Origin of the sequence: Sediminihabitans luteus (assembly GCF_002797595.1) — a bacterium.
Lineage (GTDB): Bacteria > Actinomycetota > Actinomycetes > Actinomycetales > Cellulomonadaceae > Paraoerskovia > Paraoerskovia lutea.
Window position 1 is genome coordinate 104255 of sequence record NZ_PGFE01000002.1, and the last position, 17986, is coordinate 122240.

Genomic DNA, 17986 nt, shown 5'->3' on the forward strand with positions numbered 1-17986 from the left:
GTCTGTTGGTGGGTCCTTCGTCGCGCAGCTCTGTGATCGCTGATCGCCTCGACCAGGTCTACCCCCGTGGCTGTAACGTTCGGGCGCGTCCCGGACACGTGCTCCTCGACAGGGTCACCGACCAGGGGAGCAGCGATGCCCGACCACTCACCACCAGAACCGACCGCCGCAGCGCCTCCGGCCGCCGCGCCACCGGCCGCAGCAGCGTCACAGTCCGCACATCGGAGCGGCCGCACCGACGAGGAGCGGTTCGCCGCGCTCGTCGAGTCGACGCACATGGCCCTGCTCGCCTACGCGGTGCGCAGGGTCACCGTCCCGGCGGACGCGGCCGACGTCGTCGCCGAGACCTTCCTGGTCGCCTGGCGGCGCATCGCCGAGGTGCCCGCCGGTCCGGATGCGCGGCCCTGGCTGTTCGGGGTGGCACGCAAGGTGCTCGCGAACGTGCGGAGGACCGACCACCGGCGGTCGGCGCTCGCCGACCGCCTGCGGGCCCACGTCGTCGAGGTCGTGGGCCCGGCGGAGCTCGGTGGCTCGGCGGTCGAGCAGGCCCTCGGGCGCTTGCGGGACGCCGACCAGGAGATCCTGCGCCTGAGCGCGTGGGAGCAGCTCGAGCACGACGAGATCGCCGTGGCACTGGGGCTCTCGCGCGGTGCCGTCCGAGTGCGGCTGCACCGGGCCCGACGACGCCTCGCGGAGACGCTGCGCGGGATCGAGCGTTCTGACGACGCCCTGCCGTGGACGGCAGCACGCGCGAGCGGCGCGGACGCACGCCTCGTCGTGGCACGACCGGTAATCGAGGAGGGGCGATGAACGACCTGATGGCACGGCTCAGCGAGCAGGACCCGGCGCGGCGCCTGGCGCCGGCGACGGACGGCGAGGCGTGGGGACACGTGCGGGACGAGCTCCTGACCGCGACCGGCGAGGCCCGCGAGGCCCGGCCGAGGGCGGTGCTGCGTCGACGTCGTCCGGGACGAAGGACGGGGATCATCGCGGTGTCTGCGTTCGTGCTCGTCGGCGCCGGGACGGCGTTCGCGGTCGTCAACGACCTCTTCGCGTCGTACCCGGACTCCGTCGTCTGCACCAGCCGCTGGGGTGCGGACGGTGCGGACGAGGTCGCGGTGGGACCCCTTCTGACAGGGGACGTCGTGGAGGACTGCGAGGTGCTCTTCGCGCGGGCAGGGCTGGCGCCGATCGACGACCCGGTGGCGTTCTCGATGGGCGACACGTACGTCGCCCCGGCCGACCAGGTGCCGGAGGGCGCCACGATCCTCGACGCTCCCGTCGTGCTCTCGGCTGAGGAGCTCGAGCTCCATGCCTCGATCTACGACTTCGTCGACGGTGCCAATGTCTGCCGCTCGGTCGAGGACGAGGCGGCATGGTTCAGGAGCGAGCTCGAACGTCTCGGCCTGGCCGACCGCACCACGGTCGAGGTGACGGGGGAGAACTCCGCGGCGGAGCCGTGCGCGCGGGTCGACGGCCTCGGGCCGAGCGCCGAGGTGAGCGAGACGTACACGGTCCGCCCGGCGGACGACCCGGAGTCGATCTTCATCGGCGGACACTGGCGCCTCGCCGCCGACCTCCGGGAGCAGATCACCGGGGCGTGCCTCTCGCTTGAGGAGGCGCGGGCCGTGGCCGACGCAGCGATCGCGACGTACTACGACGACACGTGGCCGACCACGTCGGTCGTCGACGAGTCGGCGTCCTGCGCGCGCGTGGACGCGTCCACCGGCGGGAACGTGCAGGTCACCGTCTACGGACCGACGGTCGCAACGCCCTGACGACGGACGGCGGGCGCGGTCGGTCTCCCGACCGCGCCCGTCGTCAGCAGGTCAGGTTGTCGCCCGTCGTCGTGCCGATCACCTCGACGCACTCGCGGAACAGCCGCACGCGGTTGTTCATCTGGCGCGGGTTGCCGCCCTCGCACTCGAGCGGCCCGTTGATCGAGCGGATCGTCTCGGCGAACCCGTGCTCGCCGACCATCGCCTCGTGGCACGTCATGGTCGCCGTGCCGGGCTGCGTGTTCCAGTACCAGAGGGCGGTCTGCCAGGCGATCGTGGCGTCGTTCTCGACGAGCCACGGGTCGTTCAGGAGGTCGACGCCGAGCGCCTCACCGGCAGCCTTGTAGTTGAAGTTCCAGCTCAGCTGCACGGGCCCGCGGCCGTAGTAGGCGTCCTGCCCGGCCGGGCAGCCGTACGGCTGCGACGGGTCGCAGTAGTGCGAGTAGAGCGCGGTGTTGACCTCGGTCACGTGGATCAGGCCGTGCGTCTCGTGGCTCACGTTCGCGAGGAACGCCGCCGCCTCGCGCCGCGCGATCTCGTCGCCGCCCGTCGTCGCGAACTCCGGGTACGCGGACGTCGCCGCGACCAGCCCGGCGTACGTGTAGAAGGGGTTCCGCTCGGGGAACAGTGCCTCGAACTGCTCCTCGGTCACCACGAAGGCGGGGGCGGGGTCGGTCATCGTCGTCTCCTCGTCCGGGGGCCGCGGCGGTGCGGCCCCGACCACCCTAGGACAAGCCGGGCCAAAGCCACCCGATAGTCTGGTGAGCGAACCCGAGGAGACGCCATGACTGAGGTCCACGCGCACGCCGCGCTGCGGCATCGCGTCGGCCTGCTCGCGCTCGCGGCGTCGGTGTGGGTCGTCGTGGCCTGGACCGTCGGCGGGCCGACCACCCAGGACCTCGTGGTGCTCCTCGTCGGCGCGGCCGTGCTCGTCGTCGGGCTCGCCGTGCTCGGGCTTACAGCCCGCACGGCCTCGTGGGCCCGCGCCGTCCGCGCCGTCGCTCCGGTGTCGGACGGCGGCCCCGGGCACCTCCCCGCAGGTGACCACCCGGCGCCCGCAGCACCGCTCCTGCCGGGCACGGTGCGCGCCCGGGCACCCGGGCGGTCGGTCCGCCGACCCCGCACGCCCTGACCGGGGCCGCCGGGGTCGTGACAGCGCCCCGACCGTGCGACCCCAGGACCCGACATGCCCCGGCACCTCCCGCGTTCCCTGCACCCCCATCGTTCCCTGATCGGCCTCCGCTCTCGCCCTGAGCCACGGCGAGAGCGACCTGGCGCCGACCCCGACGTCGGCACGGGCCCCGTGCTGCGACTCGACGGGCTCCTTGCCGGTCACGACGGCGTCGCGCACTGCCCGGCGGTGAGCCTCGATCTGCATCCCGGTGAGGTCTGCGCCGTCGTCGGCGCGAACGGCACCGGCAAGTCGACGCTGCTGCGGACCGTGCTCGGGCATCTGCCACCCGTCGCGGGTGCTGCGCTCCTCGACGGTCACGCCGTCGACGAGACTGATCCGAGGTTCCGGCGGGCCGTCGCCGGCGTCCTCGACGACGACGCGTACCTGACCGAGCTCACGGTCGCCGAGCACGTCGGGCTCGTCGCGAGCGCGCACGGGTGCGACGCCGAGAGCGCCGGCTGGCTCGAACGGCTCGGCCTCGCGCCCGTGGCGCACGAGCACCCGGACGTGCTGTCCTCGGGACAGCGTCGACGGCTCCTGCTCGCCGCCGCGTTCGTGCGCCCCAGCCGGGTGCTCGTGCTCGACGAGCCCGAGCAGCGGCTCGACGCCGCAGGGCGCGATCTCGTGCGGCGCGAGATCCGGGCACGCGCGCGCGCCGGGGCAGCGGTCCTCCTCGCGACGCACGACTCGCGGCTCGTCGCCGACGCCACCACCACGCTCGTGATCGCCGACGCTGCGACCCCGCTCCCGGCGTCCGACGCGATCGAGCGGATGCGCTCGTGGTGAGCGACCCGGGGGCGGCGCGCGCCGTCCGACGGGCGGGCACCCTGCGTCGTCCGCGGCCCGGGGGAACCGATCTGCTCGCGGTGGTCGTGACCGGCGCGCTCCTGCTCGGGACCGCGGGGAGCGTCGTCGTCGCCGGCGCGCGGCAGGTGGCGGGCGCGCGCGCCTGGTCGTCGGGAGCAGTGCCTGCGGGTGAGGTGCCTGCGGGCACCGTGCTCGCGGGCGCCGTGCTCGTGGGCGTGGCGCTCGCGTGCGTCGCGCTCGGTGCGTTCCGCGCGGCCGGGCCCGTGGGGCTCTCCCGGGCGCAGGTCGTGTGGTGGCTCCCGCTGCCCGTCCCGCGCCGTGCGCTCCTGCTGCCGTCCGTCCTCGCGCGGCTCGGCCTCGTCGTGCTCGCCGCCGTGGTGCTCGCGGCGACCGTGCTGGTCGCCGCCGGAGCGCCCGCGCCCGTCGTCGTCGGCGGCAGCGTCGTGACCGGGGGAGTCGTCGTGCTCCTGCACGCGGTCGCGACGCTCGCCCAGATCGGCCCGGGCCGGGCGCGAGGCGCGCTCGACGCCGTGGTCGAGCTCGGCCCGCCGGTGGCGCTCGCGGTGCTCGTGCTGGCCGGCCTGGGAGCGGGGCTCGCGGGAACGCCTGTGCCCGCCGTGCTCGGTGCGGTCCCTGGTGGTGGGGGGAGTGCTGCCGTCGTGGGTTGCATCGCCCTCGCGGGCCTCGCAGTGGTCGTTCTCGCCCTCGTGACCGAGGCGGTCGCCCTCGCACGCCTCGACCGCGCCTCCGTGGCAGCGCTCGCCGCAGCGGCCGGAGCGCGCGAGCGTCACCACACCGACCTGATGTCGATGCGGGCGTCCGCCGTCCGCCGTCCGCCCGCGCGACCCCGGGCCGGCGCTCTCGGTCGCACGACGGCCCGGCCGTGGCGGCGAGGCCCCGCGTGGGCGCTCCTGCGCGCGCACCGGCTCGCGTGGGCCCGACGTCGGGTGGTGCCCTCGTTGCTCACGGCGGCCTTGGTCCCCGCCGTCGTGGCGGGGTCCGGCGTGACGCAGGGGTCGACTCCTCTCTTCGTGTTCGCCGTCGCCGCCGCGACGCTCCGCGCCGTCACGCTCGCGGGCGTCGGCGCCCGGACGATCGCCGAGTCACCGGCGTTCGCGGCGCACGTCCCGCTGCGCCCCCGCGCGGCCGCCGGGCTCGCGGCGGTGGTCCCGGGCGTCGTCCTGCTCGCGTGGACGGTCGTGACCACCGGACTGCTCACCCTCGTCGGGCTCCCCGTGCCCGGTCCGGCCGCGCTCGTGCCGCTCGCCGCCGGACTCTCCGTCGCCGCCGTGCGCGGTGCCACCCGGGGCGAGCCCGACTGGTCCGCGCCGCTGCTCGCGACCCCTGCGGGCGGGCTGCCGTGGGGATGGGTCGTCTGGTGCGCGCGCGGGCGCGTCGAGGCGCTCGCGGTCCTCGGGGCCGCGGTGGCGCTCGCGGCGTGACGACGCTGCGGGTGACGGCGCTGCGGGGTGACGCGCGTGACAGCCCCTGACCGCACCGCAAGGGCGGAGCCGCTGCTAGCCTGGGTCACCTGCTCAGCCCCCATGGCACGAGGAGGTCGGCGCCACAACGCGCGCCGGTCCGAGGCTTGAAACCTCCAGCGACTTCGCACGTCTGAAGCCCTGGAGGTTTCTTCATGTCCACGCCCGGAACTCCGTCCCTCTCGCCGCAGGCGAGCACCGAGCACATCCGCCGACGATGGTGGATCCTCGCGGTCCTGTCCCTGACCCAGCTCGTCGTGGTGCTCGACGGCACGATCGTCAACATCGCGCTGCCGCAGGCGCAGGCCGAGCTCGGGATGTCCGACGCCCAGCGCCAGTGGGTCGTGACCGCGTACGCGCTCGTGTTCGGCGCGCTCCTGCTGCTCGGCGGGCGCGTCGCCGACTACTGGGGCCGGCGCCGGGCCTTCCTCGTGGGGCTCGTCGGGTTCGGCCTCGCCTCGGCGTGGGGCGGCCTCGCACAGTCGGGTGGCGAGCTCGTCGCCGCGCGCGGCCTGCAGGGGCTGTTCGCGGCGTTGCTCGCGCCCGCCGCGCTGGGGCTGCTCACCGTCACGTTCGCCTCGGGGCGCGACCGCAACGTCGCGTTCGCGGTCTACGGGGCGATCGGCGGCGGGGGAGCGGCCGTCGGCCTGCTGCTCGGCGGCGTGCTCACCCAGTACGCGGACTGGCGCTGGTGTCTCCTCGTCAACATCGTCTTCGCGATCGTGGGGCTCGTCGGCGGGCTCGTGCTGCTGACCGAGAGCAAGGCCGAGGGCGACAACCGTTACGACCTGTGGGGCGCCGTCGCCGCGATCGGCGGGCTCGGCTCGCTCGTGTACGGGTTCACGCTCGCGGAGGACGGGTGGGCGGAGCCCGGCACGATCGGGTTCCTCGCCCTCGGGGTGGTGCTGCTCGCGCTGTTCGTGCTCGTCGAGTCGCGGGTCGACCAGCCGCTGCTGCCGCTGCGCGTCGTCGCGCACCGGGTGCGTGCCGGGGCGTTCGTCGTGCAGGCTCTGATCGGCAGCGTGCTCATCGGCGCAACCCTCTACCTCACGTTCCACCTGCAGATCGTCATGGGCATGTCGCCGCTCGCGTCGGGCCTCGCGAACGTCGCGATGACCGTCGTCATCATCCTCGCGGTGCCCGCGGTCACGAACCTGCTGCCGAAGATCGGGCCGCGACCGCTGATGATCGCCGGCCCGCTGATCGCCGCCGTCGGCCTGTTCTACCTGAGCGGCATCAGCCCGGAGGGCAGCTACGCCGTCGAGGTGCTGCCCGCGCTGCTCGTGCTCGGCCTCGGCCTGTCGTTCGTGCTCGTGCCCCTGCAGAACCTCGCGCTGACCGGCGTCGCGCCGCACGACGCGGGCGCCGCCGCCGCGACGGTCAACGCCGCACTGCAGATCGGCGGGTCGATCGGTGTCGCCGTCTTCACGGTCGTCTACACGCGTGCGTCCGACGCCGCGTTCGCGGACGGCGCCGCCCCCGCCGCCGCACTGACCGACGGTTACTCGGCGACGTTCGTCGCCGCCGGGATCGCGATGGTCGTCGCCGCGCTCGTGGCGGCGCTCATGATCCGCGGCACGAAGTCCGACCTGCTGCCGCAGGGCGACGACGACGCCGCGCGGGTCGTGCACGTCGGCTGACCGTGCCGGGTGCCGGGGTCAGGCGACTGACCCCGGCACCGCGCGGGCGATCGTGCCGGTCAGGCGCCGCGCTTGGTGACCTCGCCCGCGCGCACGAGGTCGACCAGCATCGCCGTCTGCGCGAGCGCCGCCGCCCGGTGGAAGCCGACGAGCCCGTCCCAGCCCGCGGTCCACGTGAGCCGGGACGCGACGTCCCAGACGCTCGGCGGTGCGTCCGCGGCGGCGAGCACCGCGCGCACCTCGTCGAGCCGGCGGGTCTGGTGCGCGGCGAGCTCGGCACAGCGGGCGGCGAGCCCGCGGAACGGCGCGCCGTGGCCGGGGAGCACGAGGTGGTCGTCGTGCTGCGCGACCGCGGCGAGCGAGGCGAGGTAGTCGCCGAGCGGGTTGGTCGCGGTCGGTCCGCCGAGCCCGAGGCCGGGGTTCACCTCGGCCAGCACGTGGTCGCCGGTCCACAGCAGCCGGTCGGCGGCCGAGCGCAGGCACAGGTGCCCGCCCGTGTGCCCGGGGGTCCAGAGCACCCGCACGTCGCGCCCGGGGATCGCGAGCCGGTCGCCGTCGCGCAGCGGCACGTCGACGTCGACCCGTGGCGCAGGGCCGGAGACCTGCCGCACGGCGTCGACCTCGGCACGCAGCGCGACGGGCACGCCCCACGCGGCGGCGTCCCCGCCGAGCGTCCCACGCCCGGTCGCGAGGGCCGCCATACCCGCAACTTCGGCCTCGTGCATCGCGACGCTCGCCCCCGACGCGGCCCGGAGGCGGTCGACGAGCCCGAGGTGGTCGGGGTGCAGGTGCGTGACGACGACCGAGACCACGTCCTCGACGCGCGCGCCCGCCGTGCGCAGTCCCGCGACGAGGGCGTCCCAGCCCGGCCCCGAGTCCTGGCCGGGGTCGACGACGTGGACGCCGTCCGCGTCGTCCGACACGAGGTAGGCCAGGGACCAGGGCAGGGGAGCGCCGGGCATGGGCACGGGGACGCACCACACGCCGTCCGCGACCTCGGTCACGGGTGGGAGGGTCACGGGCGGGAACTCCTCGGGCGGGAACGGCTCGGTCACGAGGCCTCTCCGTCCCACCAGTCGAGGACGACCGTGCCGTAGTACGTCAGCCAGGGGGAGGGCTCGCCCTCGGGGACGTCGACGGGGAACCAGACGCGCCCCGCCCAGGGGCGTCCCTGCAGCCACGTGCCCTCGGGCGTGCGCGCGGCGCGGATCATCTCGATCGCGTCGGCGGCGCGCGGGTCGGGCGGCGTGCCGTCGTGCAGGGACGCCTCGCGCAGGTGCACGGCCGCGTTGAGCACGCTGTAGTACGCCCGGAACGGGTAGGTGAACCGCGTGGTCCACCCGGCGACGGGCTCGCCCGTCGACAGCCGGCGGAACAGGCCGCGCTCGAGCAGGTACTCCTCGCCCGAGCGCCGGGCCGCGCGCACCTCGTCGTCGCCGCCGACCGCGCGCTCGTACCAGAGCAGCCCCTTGAGCGTGTTGAGCGTCGAGTGGAACGACGAACGCACCGAGCCCTCGACCCACTCGCAGTTCCAGCCGCCGTCGGGCAGGCGTCGGCGCAGCATCTCGGCGCGCAGCGCGCTCACGTTCGCACCGAGCCACACGCCGTTGGCGAGGGTCCACGCGTTGATGCAGCAGTCGACCTCGCCGCCCCAGTACGGCAGGTCGTCGTACTCCCAGCGGCAGGTCGCGTCGAGCTTCTCGGCCGTACGGCGCGCGCGCAGCACCTCGGCGTCCACGCCCCACTCGCGCAGCGCGTTGAGCGACCACGTCGTCGCGGTGAACGGCTGCCAGGCGCCGGACTGGGCCTCGGGGCTCTCGGGCCCGAAGTCCGCGGGGAAGAACGCGCCGCCGGCCCACCGGCCGTCGTCGTCCTGGTGCGCGAGCATCCGGGCGCCGAACCCCTCCGTGGCGACGCGCGCCCGCGTCGCGCGCCACACCTCGGGCGGCGCGTGCACGACGTCGCGCTCGACCTGCCAGCGCAGCGCCGGGTCGGTGTCCAGGAGCCAGCGGACGTCGCGGGTGCTCATGCGACCGAGACTACGACCGGGGTGCGACGCTCACCGCTCGTGCGGGCCGCGGCCCGTGGCGAGCTGCGCCACGACACGCTCGATCCGCCGCGCCTGCGTCGCCGGGTTCGCCGCCGTGACCACGGGGTGCAGGACGCCGTAGCGGTTGGCCGCGTCGAGCCGGGCGAACGTCGCGGCGGCCTCGGGCGACGCCTCGAGCGCCGCGGCGAGGGCGGGCGGCACCTGGATCGTCGCCGACCCGGCGTACGCGCGGTCCCACCGTCCGTCGGCCTGCGCGCGCTCGACCTCCGCACGCCCGCGCGCCCGCATGCGCCCGGCCTCCTCGAGCCGCGCGACGTGCTCGACGTTGCGCGCCGACCACATGCTCGCCCGGCGGCGCGGCGTGAACCGCTGCAGGAACGTCGCCGCGTCACGACTGCGCTTCTGTCCGTCTATCCACCCGCTGCACAGGGCCTCGTCGAGCGCCTGCGCGTACGACAACGACGTGGGGGAGGTCGTGCCCTTCTTCGCCAGGACGAGCCACACGCCGTCTGACGTCTCCTCGTGCTCGTCGAGCCAGGCCCGCCACGCGGCGACGTCGGGCACGATCAGCAGGTCGGGGAGGTCGGCGGTGGCCACGAGGCCAGTATGTCGCGTCGCTCACGTTGCCGGGCACCGGCCCGCCGGGCGCCCTAGGCTCGCAGGCATGACCTCACACTTCGACGTCGTCGTCCTCGGTGCGGGCCCCGGTGGGTACGTGGCCGCCATCCGCGCAGCGCAGCTCGGTCTCTCGGTCGCCGTGATCGAGGAGAAGTACTGGGGCGGGGTGTGCCTCAACGTCGGGTGCATCCCGTCGAAGGCGCTGCTGCGCAACGCCGAGCTCGCGCACATCTTCACGCACCAGGCGAAGACCTTCGGGATCTCCGGCACCGCCGAGTTCGACTTCGGGGCGGCGTTCGACCGCTCGCGCAAGGTCGCCGACGGGCGCGTCAAGGGCGTGCACTACCTCATGAAGAAGAACGGCATCACCGAGATCGACGGGCGCGGCACGTTCCGCGACGCGCGCACCATCGAGGTCGCGACCGCGGACGGCGTGCAGACCGTCACGTTCGGCGACGTGATCATCGCGACCGGCTCGAAGGTCCGCCTGCTGCCCGGGGTCGAGCTGTCCGACAACGTCGTGACGTACGAGAAGCAGATCCTCACCGCCGACCTCCCCAAGCGCATGGCGATCGTCGGCGCGGGCGCGATCGGCATGGAGTTCGCGTACGTGCTGCGCAACTACGGCGTCGACGTCACGATCATCGAGTTCCTCGACCGGGCGCTGCCCAACGAGGACCCGGACGTGTCGAAGGAGATCACCAAGCAGTACAAGAAGATCGGCGTGCCGATCCTCACCTCGACCAAGGTCGAGACCGTCGTCGACCACGGCACGTCCGTGACCGTCACCTACACGGGGTCGGACGGCGCAGCCGGCGTCCTCGAGGTCGACCGGGTGCTCATGTCGGTCGGCTTCGCACCGAACGTGCAGGGCTTCGGGCTCGAGAACACGGGCGTCGAGCTCACCGAGCGCGGCGCGATCGCGATCGACGAGCGCATGCGCACCACCGTCGAGCACGTGTACGCGATCGGCGACGTCACCGCCAAGCTCATGCTCGCGCACGTCGCCGAGGCCCAGGGCGTGGTCGCCGCCGAGACCATCGGCGGCGCCGAGACTCAGGAGCTCGGCGACTACCGGATGATGCCGCGCGCGACGTTCTGCCAGCCGCAGGTCGCGAGCTTCGGGCTCACGCAGGCCCAGGCCGAGGCCGAAGGGCACGACGTCAAGGTCGTCACGTTCCCGTTCACCGCCAACGGCAAGGCGCACGGCCTCGGCGAGCCCACCGGGTTCGTCAAGATGATCGCCGACGCCCAGTACGGCGAGCTGCTCGGGGCGCACATGATCGGCCCCGACGTCTCCGAGCTGCTGCCCGAGCTCACGCTCGCCCAGAAGTGGGACCTCACGGCCACCGAGCTCGCGCGCAACGTGCACACGCACCCGACGCTCAGCGAGGCGCTGCAGGAGGGGTTCCACGGGCTGACGGGGCACATGATCAACCTCTGACCGCCGGGGACGGAACGGGCAGGTTCGTCGGTCCTGGTGAGAGGCCTTGACCTGCGGTGTCGCCGCGGGTCAAGGCCTCTTGCTGTGCCGCGGTCAGGGTGGACGGCCGGGGTCGGGCAGAGATGGCTTCGGCATGTGCTCGTCCGAGCGCTCGGTGGCTTGGCGTGCTTCCATGACCTGGAGGTCGACGCGAAGGAGGTCGCCGTGCTCCACACAGTCCACACGCCGTACGGTGCGCCGGCTCTGGACCGCCTGCGGTCGGTGGTGTCGGAGCTCAAGCAGCACGACCCGATGAGGCAGGTCGTGGTGGTGGCACCGACGCAGCTGGCGGGTACGGTCGCGCGCCGCCACCTCGCACGCCACGGCATCGACCGCCCTCGCACGACAGGCCCAGGCGTCGCCGGCCTGGAGATCACCACGCTCGCGCGCCTCGCCGAGCGCCTCTCGGCGTCGTCGCTCGCGCCGCGTCGTCCGGCCACGGTACCGGTGGTGGCAGCGGCGTGGCGGGTCGCGCTCGCACGGGACCCGGGGCTGTTCGTCGAGGTCGCCGAGCACACGGCCACGGTGGAGGCGCTCACCGCCGCCCACCGGGAGCTGCGCGACGTCGACCCCGCCGACCTGGACGCGATCGCGTCCGCGGGTCCCGCCACCACGCGCGACCTCGTTCGGCTGCACCGCGACGTCAGCGCCGCGCTCGCGCCGCACTGGTACGACGCCCGCGACCTTCTGGACGCGGCTGCCGCCCGCGTCTCCGCCGCCACGCAGCCCGACCCGGTCGTCCTCTACCTGCCGCAGGACCTGACGTTCCCGGAGCACCGGTTCGTCGACGCGCTCGCAGGTGCCACTGACGTCGTCGTCGTCGCGGGCGTCACGGGTACCGAGCGGGGAGACAGGCACCTGACCGATCTCGGCGTCGACGCCGCCAGGGACACCGTTCCTACCGCCACGCGTGCCGCCAACGCGTCGGACTCGGACGACGAGGTCCGCGGGGCGGTGCGCGAGGTGGTCGCGGCTCTCGAGAACACCAGGGCCGACCGCATCGCCGTCCTCTACACCGCCCGCGACCCCTACGCCCGGCTCCTGCACGAGCACCTGGCGCAGGCGGGCATTCGCGTCAACGGCCCCGGCTCGCGGCCCGTCGTCGACCGCGCGCTCGCGCGGACGGTCCTGGACCTGCTGGCCCTCGGCCCGGCGGACCTGCCCCGCGCGGACCTCTTCCGCGCTCTCGCCGGCGCGCCCGTCCGCGACTTCGCCGGCGGGCGGGTCCCGGTCTCGCGGTGGGAGCGGATCTCGCGCGAGGCGGGGATCGTCGGCGGGACGGACTGGGGCGGGCGGCTCGCTGACTTCGTGGCGAGCGCGGAGCGGGTGGCCGCGGCGGACGAGGACGACGAGCGCCCGTGGGCGATCCGCGCTGCTCGTAGTCGCGCGGAGGCGAGCGCCGAGCTGCTGGCGTTCGCGACGCGCCTGCGGGACGAGCTCGCGGCCGGCGCGGCCCTCGCAACCTGGCGCGAGCTGTCGGTGTGGGCGCTCGACCTGGTCGCCGCACTCATCGGTGAGGGCGAGGACATCCGGAAGCTCCCGCCCGAGGAGCAGCACGCCGCTGCGGTCGTCACGACCGTGCTGCGCGGCCTCGCCGTCCTCGACGACGTCGGCGCCGCGGCCTCCCTCGAGGCGCTCGCCGAAGTCCTGCGCGCCGAGCTCGAGAACGCCCGCCCGCGCGTCGGCAAGGCCGGCGACGGCGTGCTCGTCGCGCCGCTGTCGTCCGCCGTCGGGCTGGACCTGGATCTCGTCGTCGTGGTCGGGCTCAGCGAGGACCTGTGCCCCGGCCGCCCCCGCACCGACGCGCTGCTCCCCGAGACGGTGCGCACCGCTGTCGCACCGCTCCGTTCCCCGCGCGACCGCCTGAACACGCAGTTCCGCCACCTGCTCGCCGCGTTCGCGGCCGCTCCTGACGCCGTTGCGTCGTTCCCGCGCGGCGATCTGCGTTCGTCCAGCCAGCGCCTGCCCAGCCGCTGGCTCCTGCCGTCGCTGCGCGGGCTCGCCGCCGACCCCACCATGTCGGCGACCGCCTGGGAGGACGCCGACCTCGGCGACGCGATGGTGACCGCGCCGTCGTTCGCGGGCGAGCTGCGCCGCACCCCGCGCCCCGCGACCGGGACCGAGTGGCGGATTCGGGCCGCCCTCACCGGCAGCCTGGACGACGTCGTCGTCACCGCCGCTCACACCCTCCTGGCTGCGAGACGCTCGTCCGCGCTCACCCGGTTCGACGGCGACCTCACCGGGGTCGACGGACTGCCGGACTACACGACGTCCGGCCGCGCCGTCTCGCCGACCATGCTCGAGGGGTACGCGGTGTGCCCGCACGCGTTCTTCGTCTCGAGGCTCCTCGGCGTCCGCCCGATCGAGCAGCCCGAGGAGATCGTCACCGTCCGCCCCCTCGACGTCGGCAACATCATCCACGGCGCCCACGACGCCCTCGTCACCGAGCTCCTCGCGAGCGGGGAGGCGCCCGGGTCGGGGCAGCCGTGGCCCGCGTCCGCGCGCCGTCGCGCCGTGGAGATCACGCGCAGCCTGTGCGACGACGCCGAGAACCGCGGCCTCACCGGGCACCCTCGCCTGTGGGAGGACAAGCGTGCCGCCATCGAGGCGGACATGCTGACGCTCCTGGACGCCGACGACGCGTGGCGCGCGGCCCTCGGCGCTCGCCCGGTTGCCAGCGAGCTGCGGTTCGGGTTCGACGACGGCTCGTCGCCCGAGGTGGAGGTCGCGGTGGTTGGGCTCGACGGCGGGCCGGGCGGTCGCGTCCGTCTGCGCGGCAGCGCGGACAAGGTGGATGTCGGTGCGGGCGGCATCGTCCTCGTCACGGACCTCAAGACCGGGAGCCAGGGCAGGTTCAAGGACATCACCAAGGGCGACACACTGGTGGCCGGGACCAAGTTGCAGCTGCCCGTCTACGGCAAGGCGGCCCGCGACGCGTTCGGGGACGGGACCGCGGCCGTCGAGGCGTCCTACTGGTTCGTGGGCAAGGATCCGGGCCGCATCGAGGTGCCGCTCACGCTCGAGCTCGAGGAGCAGTTCGCCGACGCGCTCGGCGTCCTCACGCGCTCCATCGCCGCGGGCCTGTTCCCGCAGCGGCCGCCGGCCCAGCCCGACTACGCGTTCATCTCGTGCTGGTACTGCAACCCGGACGCCATCGGCCACGGTGAGGCCCGCGGCCGGTGGGAGGCCAAGCGCTCTGCGCACGCGCTGGCGGAGCTCGTGCGCCTCATCGAGCCGGACGCCCTCGTCGAAGGGACGGACGCATGACCGCCACGCCCCCTGTCGTCGTCGACCAGGACGCCCGCGAGCTCATCGCCGACGCCACCGATCGCACGCTCTTCGTCAATGCCGGCGCGGGTTCCGGCAAGACGACGGCACTGGTGCAGCGCGTGCGCACCCTCGTGCTGCGCGACGGCGTCCGCCTGCGGAACGTCGCCGCCGTCACCTTCACCGAGAAGGCGGGCGCAGAGCTGCGCGACCGGCTGCGCGGGTCGTTCGAGGACGCGCGCCGCCACGCCGACACCACGAACGTCGCGGGCGACAGACTGCGCGCCTGGGCCGGCGTCGACGCCATCGAGCTGCGCCGTCGCGCCGACGAGGCCCTCGACGACCTGGACGGGGCCGCCATCGGCACGCTGCACTCGTTCGCGCAGCGGATCCTCACCGAACACGCCATCGCGGCCGGGCTGCCGCCGCTCCTCGAAGGGATGGACGAGGTCGGGTCGTCGGTCGCGTTCGAGGAGCAGTGGTCCGCGATGCTTGTCGCGCTGCTCGACGACGACGAGATCGCGCCCGCGCTGCTCCTGGCGCTCGGGGGCGGCGTGCAGCTCAAGGACGTGCGGGCGCTGGCGAAGGCGCTCGGGTCCGACTGGGACCTCATCGACGAGCGCGTGCTGGTCGGCGAGGCCGAGCCGGTAGTACGGCCCGTCGTCGACGGCGTCGTGCGCGAAGCTCGTGCCGTGCTCGCGCTGCGGGAGCACTGCACGGAGCCGGGGGACACGATGCTCCCCAAGCTCGCCGAGCTGGAGGGCGCGCTCGGCGTCCTTGAGGCCGCGGTGGACGACGCCGGCCGGCTCCTGGCGCTGCATCGGGTCGGCGAACTCAAGTTCGGGAACAAGGGACGCGCTGCGAACTGGGACGTGCCGGTCAGCGAGGTCCGCAACGCCGGAAGGTCCGCTGCGGAGGCCGCGACGGCGGAGTCCAAGCGCGTCGTCGACCGCGCACTGCGGCTGCTGACCCGGTGGACCGCGCGGGCGGTGCTCGACGCCGCCGAGGACCGCCGTCGCGAGGGACGGCTGGAGTTCCACGACCTGCTGGTCCTCTCCCGCCGGTTGCTTCGCCGCGAGCCGGAGGTGCGCGCGGCGCTGCACGACCGGTACACACACCTGCTGCTGGACGAGTTCCAGGACACCGACCCCATCCAGATCGAGCTGGCCGCGCGGATCGCCGGTGGGGCGGGCGCGACGGCGGAGCGGTGGCAGGACGTCGACGTGCCAGCGGGCCGGTTGTTCGTCGTCGGGGACGCGAAGCAGTCCATCTACCGTTTCCGGCGCGCGAACGTGGCCACCTACCTGGCGGCGCAGCAGACGCTGGGGGAGCGGGTCAGCCTGACGACGAACTTCCGCACCGTGCCGCCGGTGCTTGACTGGGTCAACGCGGTGTTCGGGCGGGTCATCGTCGAGGAGCACGAGCGGCAGCCGGAGTACGAGCCGCTGGCCTATCACCGCCGTGAGCTGGGCGGGACCGTGTCGGGCACGACGGCACCCGGCGCCCCGGGCGTCGTCGTCCTCGGCGCTGCTGCCCACGAGGACAGGCCCACCGCGACGGTGCTGCGCGAGCGCGAGGCGGACGACGTCGCGGGCGTCGTCGCCAAGGCGCTGGTGGAGGGGTGGCAGGTGCAGGACCGGTCGGCGTCGGGCGGCGATTGCTGGAGGGCGCTGCAGGCGCGGGACGTCGCCGTCCTCGTCCCGGCGCGGACGTCGCTGCCGCAGCTCGAGAACGCGCTGCGGCGGGCGGGCGTGCCGTACCGGGCGGAGGCGAGCTCGCTGGTCTACGAGGCTGCTGAGGTACGCGACCTGCTCGCGTGCGCCCGCGCCGTGGCGGACACGAGCGACGAGCTGTCGCTGGTGACGGCGCTGCGCTCGCCGTTGTTCGGTTGCGGCGACGACGACCTGTGGCGATGGAAGCACGCCGGCGGCCGGTTCACCGTGTTCTCGACGCTCGAGGGGACGACAGCGCCCGGCGTCGCGGACGGGCCGGTCGCCGCAGCACTGGTGTGGCTGCGCAGCCTGTACTTCGACTCGCGCTGGGCGACGCCGTCCGAGCTGCTCGGACGGATCGTCGACGAGCGGCGGATGCTGGAGGTCGCCGCTCTCGACGCACGGTCGCGGGACGTGTGGCGGCGGCTGCGGTTCGTCGTCGACCAGGCGCGGGCGTGGGGCGAGGTATCGCACGGCGGGCTGCGCGCGTACCTCGCGTGGGCGGCGCACCAGGGCACCGAGACAGGGCGGGTGGCCGAGTCCGTGCTGCCGGAGACAGACGTCGAGGCCGTCCGCGTGATGACCGTGCACGCCGCGAAGGGGCTGGAGTTCCCGTTCGTCGTGCTGTCCGGGATGACGTCGCGCGGGGGCGGGCGTCGCGGGCTGAAGCTGCTGTGGCCACCCGAGGGCGGCTACTCCGTGCGGCTCCGCGCCGGCGTGGAGACGGACGACTTCGCCCTGGCGCAGCCCGTGGACGAGCAGATGGACGACTTGGAGAAGCGGCGGCTCCTGTACGTTGCCGCGACCCGGGCGCGAGACCACCTGGTGGTGTCGCTGCACCGCGTAGAGGGTTCGAAGACGGAGTCAGCGGCCAAGCTGCTCGCCGACGTTGGTGGCGCGGGAAACCTTGGGGAGGAGCGGTTCGCGGCATCGTCTGACGGTGCATCCGGCGCCGTGGCAGCGTCGGGCGAGGGCGACGTCGCGCCCTTGCCGCCGTACGACGACTGGCTGGCGGGCGTCACCGCCGCCCGCACGCGCAGCGAGCGTGACGCGGCGATCAGTGCGTCCGGACTCGAGGGCACCGAGCCCGCGGTGGTGCTGGCCGAGCCCGACGACATCGCCCAGGGCCAGGCCAAGGGCGCCCGCGACCTCGAGCTCCCGCCATGGTCGAAGGGTCGCTACGGGTCCGCGATCGGCCGCGCCGTGCACGGTGTGCTGCAGGCGGTCGACCTCGCGACCGGCGACGGTGTCGATGAGGCTGTCGCCGCGCAGGCGGTTGCCGAGGGGGTGGTCGGCGCCGAGGAGCTGGTCACGGGGCTGGTGCGGTCAGCGGTGGCCAGCGAGCTGGTGCAACGTGCGGCGACGCGGGAGCACTGGCGCGAGACGTACGTAGGCACGGTCGACGACGACGGCACCGTGCTCGAGGGGTACGTGGATCTCGTCTTCCGCGACGACGACGGGTCGCTGGTCGTCGTGGACTACAAGACCGACGCTGTGCCGGCGGGGGCGTACTCGAGCCGGCTGGAGTACTACGCGCCGCAACTGCGGGCGTACGCACGGTGTCTGGGGGACGCGACAGGCGCGATGGTGCGCGCGGAGCTGTTGTTCCTACACCCGCAGCGCGCGGTACCGATAGCCGTTCCCCCGTCGACGTGAAGATGGCACGTGGGGCTGGTCTGCGGGCCCAGGAAGCGGTTCCGATGAGCCGGGTGACAAGGATTGACGGTGGGCGGGCAGCGCGATGTCGTCGACGCGGTGGGTGAGGGCCGATGCGTCGCGCCGCGCCGTGGCGGCCACGCCGACATCACGGTGGTGCTGCGCTACCAGAAGGCGCTCCCTGCCAAGACGCTCGCGGACCTCACGCCCAAGGCCAAGCCACCGGCCAGCGCGTCGATCCTCGCCCAGTGGGTCATCCACGCCGAGAAGGCGCTCGACGTGCCGGCCGCCGGCAGGCGGATGTGCCGTCCAGTCCCGCC

Annotated in this window: 13 protein-coding genes; 9 read left to right on the top strand and 4 right to left on the bottom strand. The window is 74.2% G+C overall.

Annotated elements, in window-relative coordinates; genetic code table 11:
• The first annotated feature begins 135 nt into the window (after positions 1-135).
• A complete protein-coding gene (locus CLV28_RS06595) occupies positions 136-810 on the top strand; it encodes an RNA polymerase sigma factor (RefSeq protein WP_100422539.1) in 675 nt (224 codons plus the stop codon).
• A complete protein-coding gene (locus tag CLV28_RS06600) occupies positions 807-1778 on the top strand; it encodes a hypothetical protein (RefSeq protein WP_100422540.1) in 972 nt (323 codons plus the stop codon). Before CLV28_RS06595 ends, CLV28_RS06600 begins: the two co-directional genes overlap by 4 nt.
• 43 nt (positions 1779-1821) lie before the next feature.
• Here CLV28_RS06600 and CLV28_RS06605 read toward each other — a convergent pair whose 3' ends face one another.
• Positions 1822-2457, bottom strand: a complete 636-nt coding sequence (locus CLV28_RS06605) for a chitinase (protein ID WP_239073103.1) — start codon at positions 2455-2457, stop codon at positions 1822-1824.
• 105 nt (positions 2458-2562) lie between these two features.
• Between CLV28_RS06605 and CLV28_RS06610 the strand changes: the two genes are divergently transcribed.
• The 4 genes from CLV28_RS06610 (at position 2563) to CLV28_RS06625 (ending at position 6880) form a co-directional block, all read left to right on the top strand.
• A complete protein-coding gene (locus CLV28_RS06610; protein ID WP_100422542.1) occupies positions 2563-2910 on the top strand; it encodes a hypothetical protein in 348 nt (115 codons plus the stop codon).
• A gap of 228 nt (positions 2911-3138) precedes the next feature.
• Positions 3139-3738: an ABC transporter ATP-binding protein gene (locus CLV28_RS06615; RefSeq protein WP_239073102.1), complete on the top strand. Its 600-nt coding sequence runs from the start codon at positions 3139-3141 to the stop codon at positions 3736-3738.
• Positions 3732-5201, top strand: a complete 1470-nt coding sequence (locus CLV28_RS06620) for a DUF6297 family protein (RefSeq protein ID WP_100422544.1) — start codon at positions 3732-3734, stop codon at positions 5199-5201. Before CLV28_RS06615 ends, CLV28_RS06620 begins: the two co-directional genes overlap by 7 nt.
• 194 nt (positions 5202-5395) lie before the next feature.
• Positions 5396-6880, top strand: coding sequence for an MFS transporter (locus CLV28_RS06625; protein ID WP_100422545.1), 1485 nt, complete (start codon positions 5396-5398; stop codon positions 6878-6880).
• 59 nt (positions 6881-6939) lie between these two features.
• Here the strand turns inward: CLV28_RS06625 and CLV28_RS06630 are convergent, their stop codons facing one another.
• The 3 genes from CLV28_RS06630 to CLV28_RS06640 are packed head-to-tail and all read right to left on the bottom strand — an operon-like array spanning position 6940 to position 9527.
• A complete protein-coding gene (locus CLV28_RS06630; protein WP_239073101.1) occupies positions 6940-7935 on the bottom strand; it encodes an MBL fold metallo-hydrolase in 996 nt (331 codons plus the stop codon).
• The gene (locus CLV28_RS06635) at positions 7932-8909 is read right to left on the bottom strand and encodes a squalene cyclase (protein ID WP_100422546.1); all 978 of its coding nucleotides are present in this window, start codon (positions 8907-8909) and stop codon (positions 7932-7934) included. Before CLV28_RS06635 ends, CLV28_RS06630 begins: the two co-directional genes overlap by 4 nt.
• Before the next feature lie 30 nt (positions 8910-8939).
• Positions 8940-9527, bottom strand: coding sequence for a YdeI/OmpD-associated family protein (locus CLV28_RS06640; RefSeq protein ID WP_203968090.1), 588 nt, complete (start codon positions 9525-9527; stop codon positions 8940-8942).
• A gap of 67 nt (positions 9528-9594) precedes the next feature.
• Between CLV28_RS06640 and lpdA the strand changes: the two genes are divergently transcribed.
• The 3 genes from lpdA to CLV28_RS06655 all read left to right on the top strand — a co-directional run bounded on the left by lpdA (position 9595) and on the right by CLV28_RS06655 (position 17666).
• A complete protein-coding gene (gene lpdA / locus CLV28_RS06645) occupies positions 9595-10992 on the top strand; it encodes a dihydrolipoyl dehydrogenase (RefSeq protein ID WP_100422547.1) in 1398 nt (465 codons plus the stop codon).
• 204 nt (positions 10993-11196) lie between these two features.
• Positions 11197-14298 (top strand): PD-(D/E)XK nuclease family protein, encoded by a 3102-nt coding sequence (locus CLV28_RS06650; RefSeq protein ID WP_203968088.1) that lies wholly within the window; start codon positions 11197-11199, stop codon positions 14296-14298.
• Complete coding sequence (locus CLV28_RS06655; RefSeq protein WP_100422548.1) at positions 14295-17666, top strand: UvrD-helicase domain-containing protein; 3372 nt, start codon at positions 14295-14297, stop codon at positions 17664-17666. The genes CLV28_RS06650 and CLV28_RS06655 overlap by 4 nt, the downstream gene beginning before the upstream one ends.
• The last annotated feature ends 320 nt before the right edge of the window (positions 17667-17986 follow it).

Bases quoted from the DNA above. Each gene is read 5' to 3' on its own strand.
- CLV28_RS06595 (WP_100422539.1), top strand. From the start codon at position 136: ATGCCCGACCACTCACCACCAGAACCGACCGCCGCAGCGCCTCCGGCC.
- CLV28_RS06600 (WP_100422540.1), top strand. From the start codon at position 807: ATGAACGACCTGATGGCACGGCTCAGCGAGCAGGACCCGGCGCGGCGC.
- CLV28_RS06605 (WP_239073103.1), bottom strand. From the start codon at position 2,457: ATGACCGACCCCGCCCCCGCCTTCGTGGTGACCGAGGAGCAGTTCGAG.
- CLV28_RS06610 (WP_100422542.1), top strand. From the start codon at position 2,563: ATGACTGAGGTCCACGCGCACGCCGCGCTGCGGCATCGCGTCGGCCTG.
- CLV28_RS06625 (WP_100422545.1), top strand. From the start codon at position 5,396: ATGTCCACGCCCGGAACTCCGTCCCTCTCGCCGCAGGCGAGCACCGAG.
- CLV28_RS06635 (WP_100422546.1), bottom strand. From the start codon at position 8,909: ATGAGCACCCGCGACGTCCGCTGGCTCCTGGACACCGACCCGGCGCTG.
- lpdA (WP_100422547.1), top strand. From the start codon at position 9,595: ATGACCTCACACTTCGACGTCGTCGTCCTCGGTGCGGGCCCCGGTGGG.
- CLV28_RS06655 (WP_100422548.1), top strand. From the start codon at position 14,295: ATGACCGCCACGCCCCCTGTCGTCGTCGACCAGGACGCCCGCGAGCTC.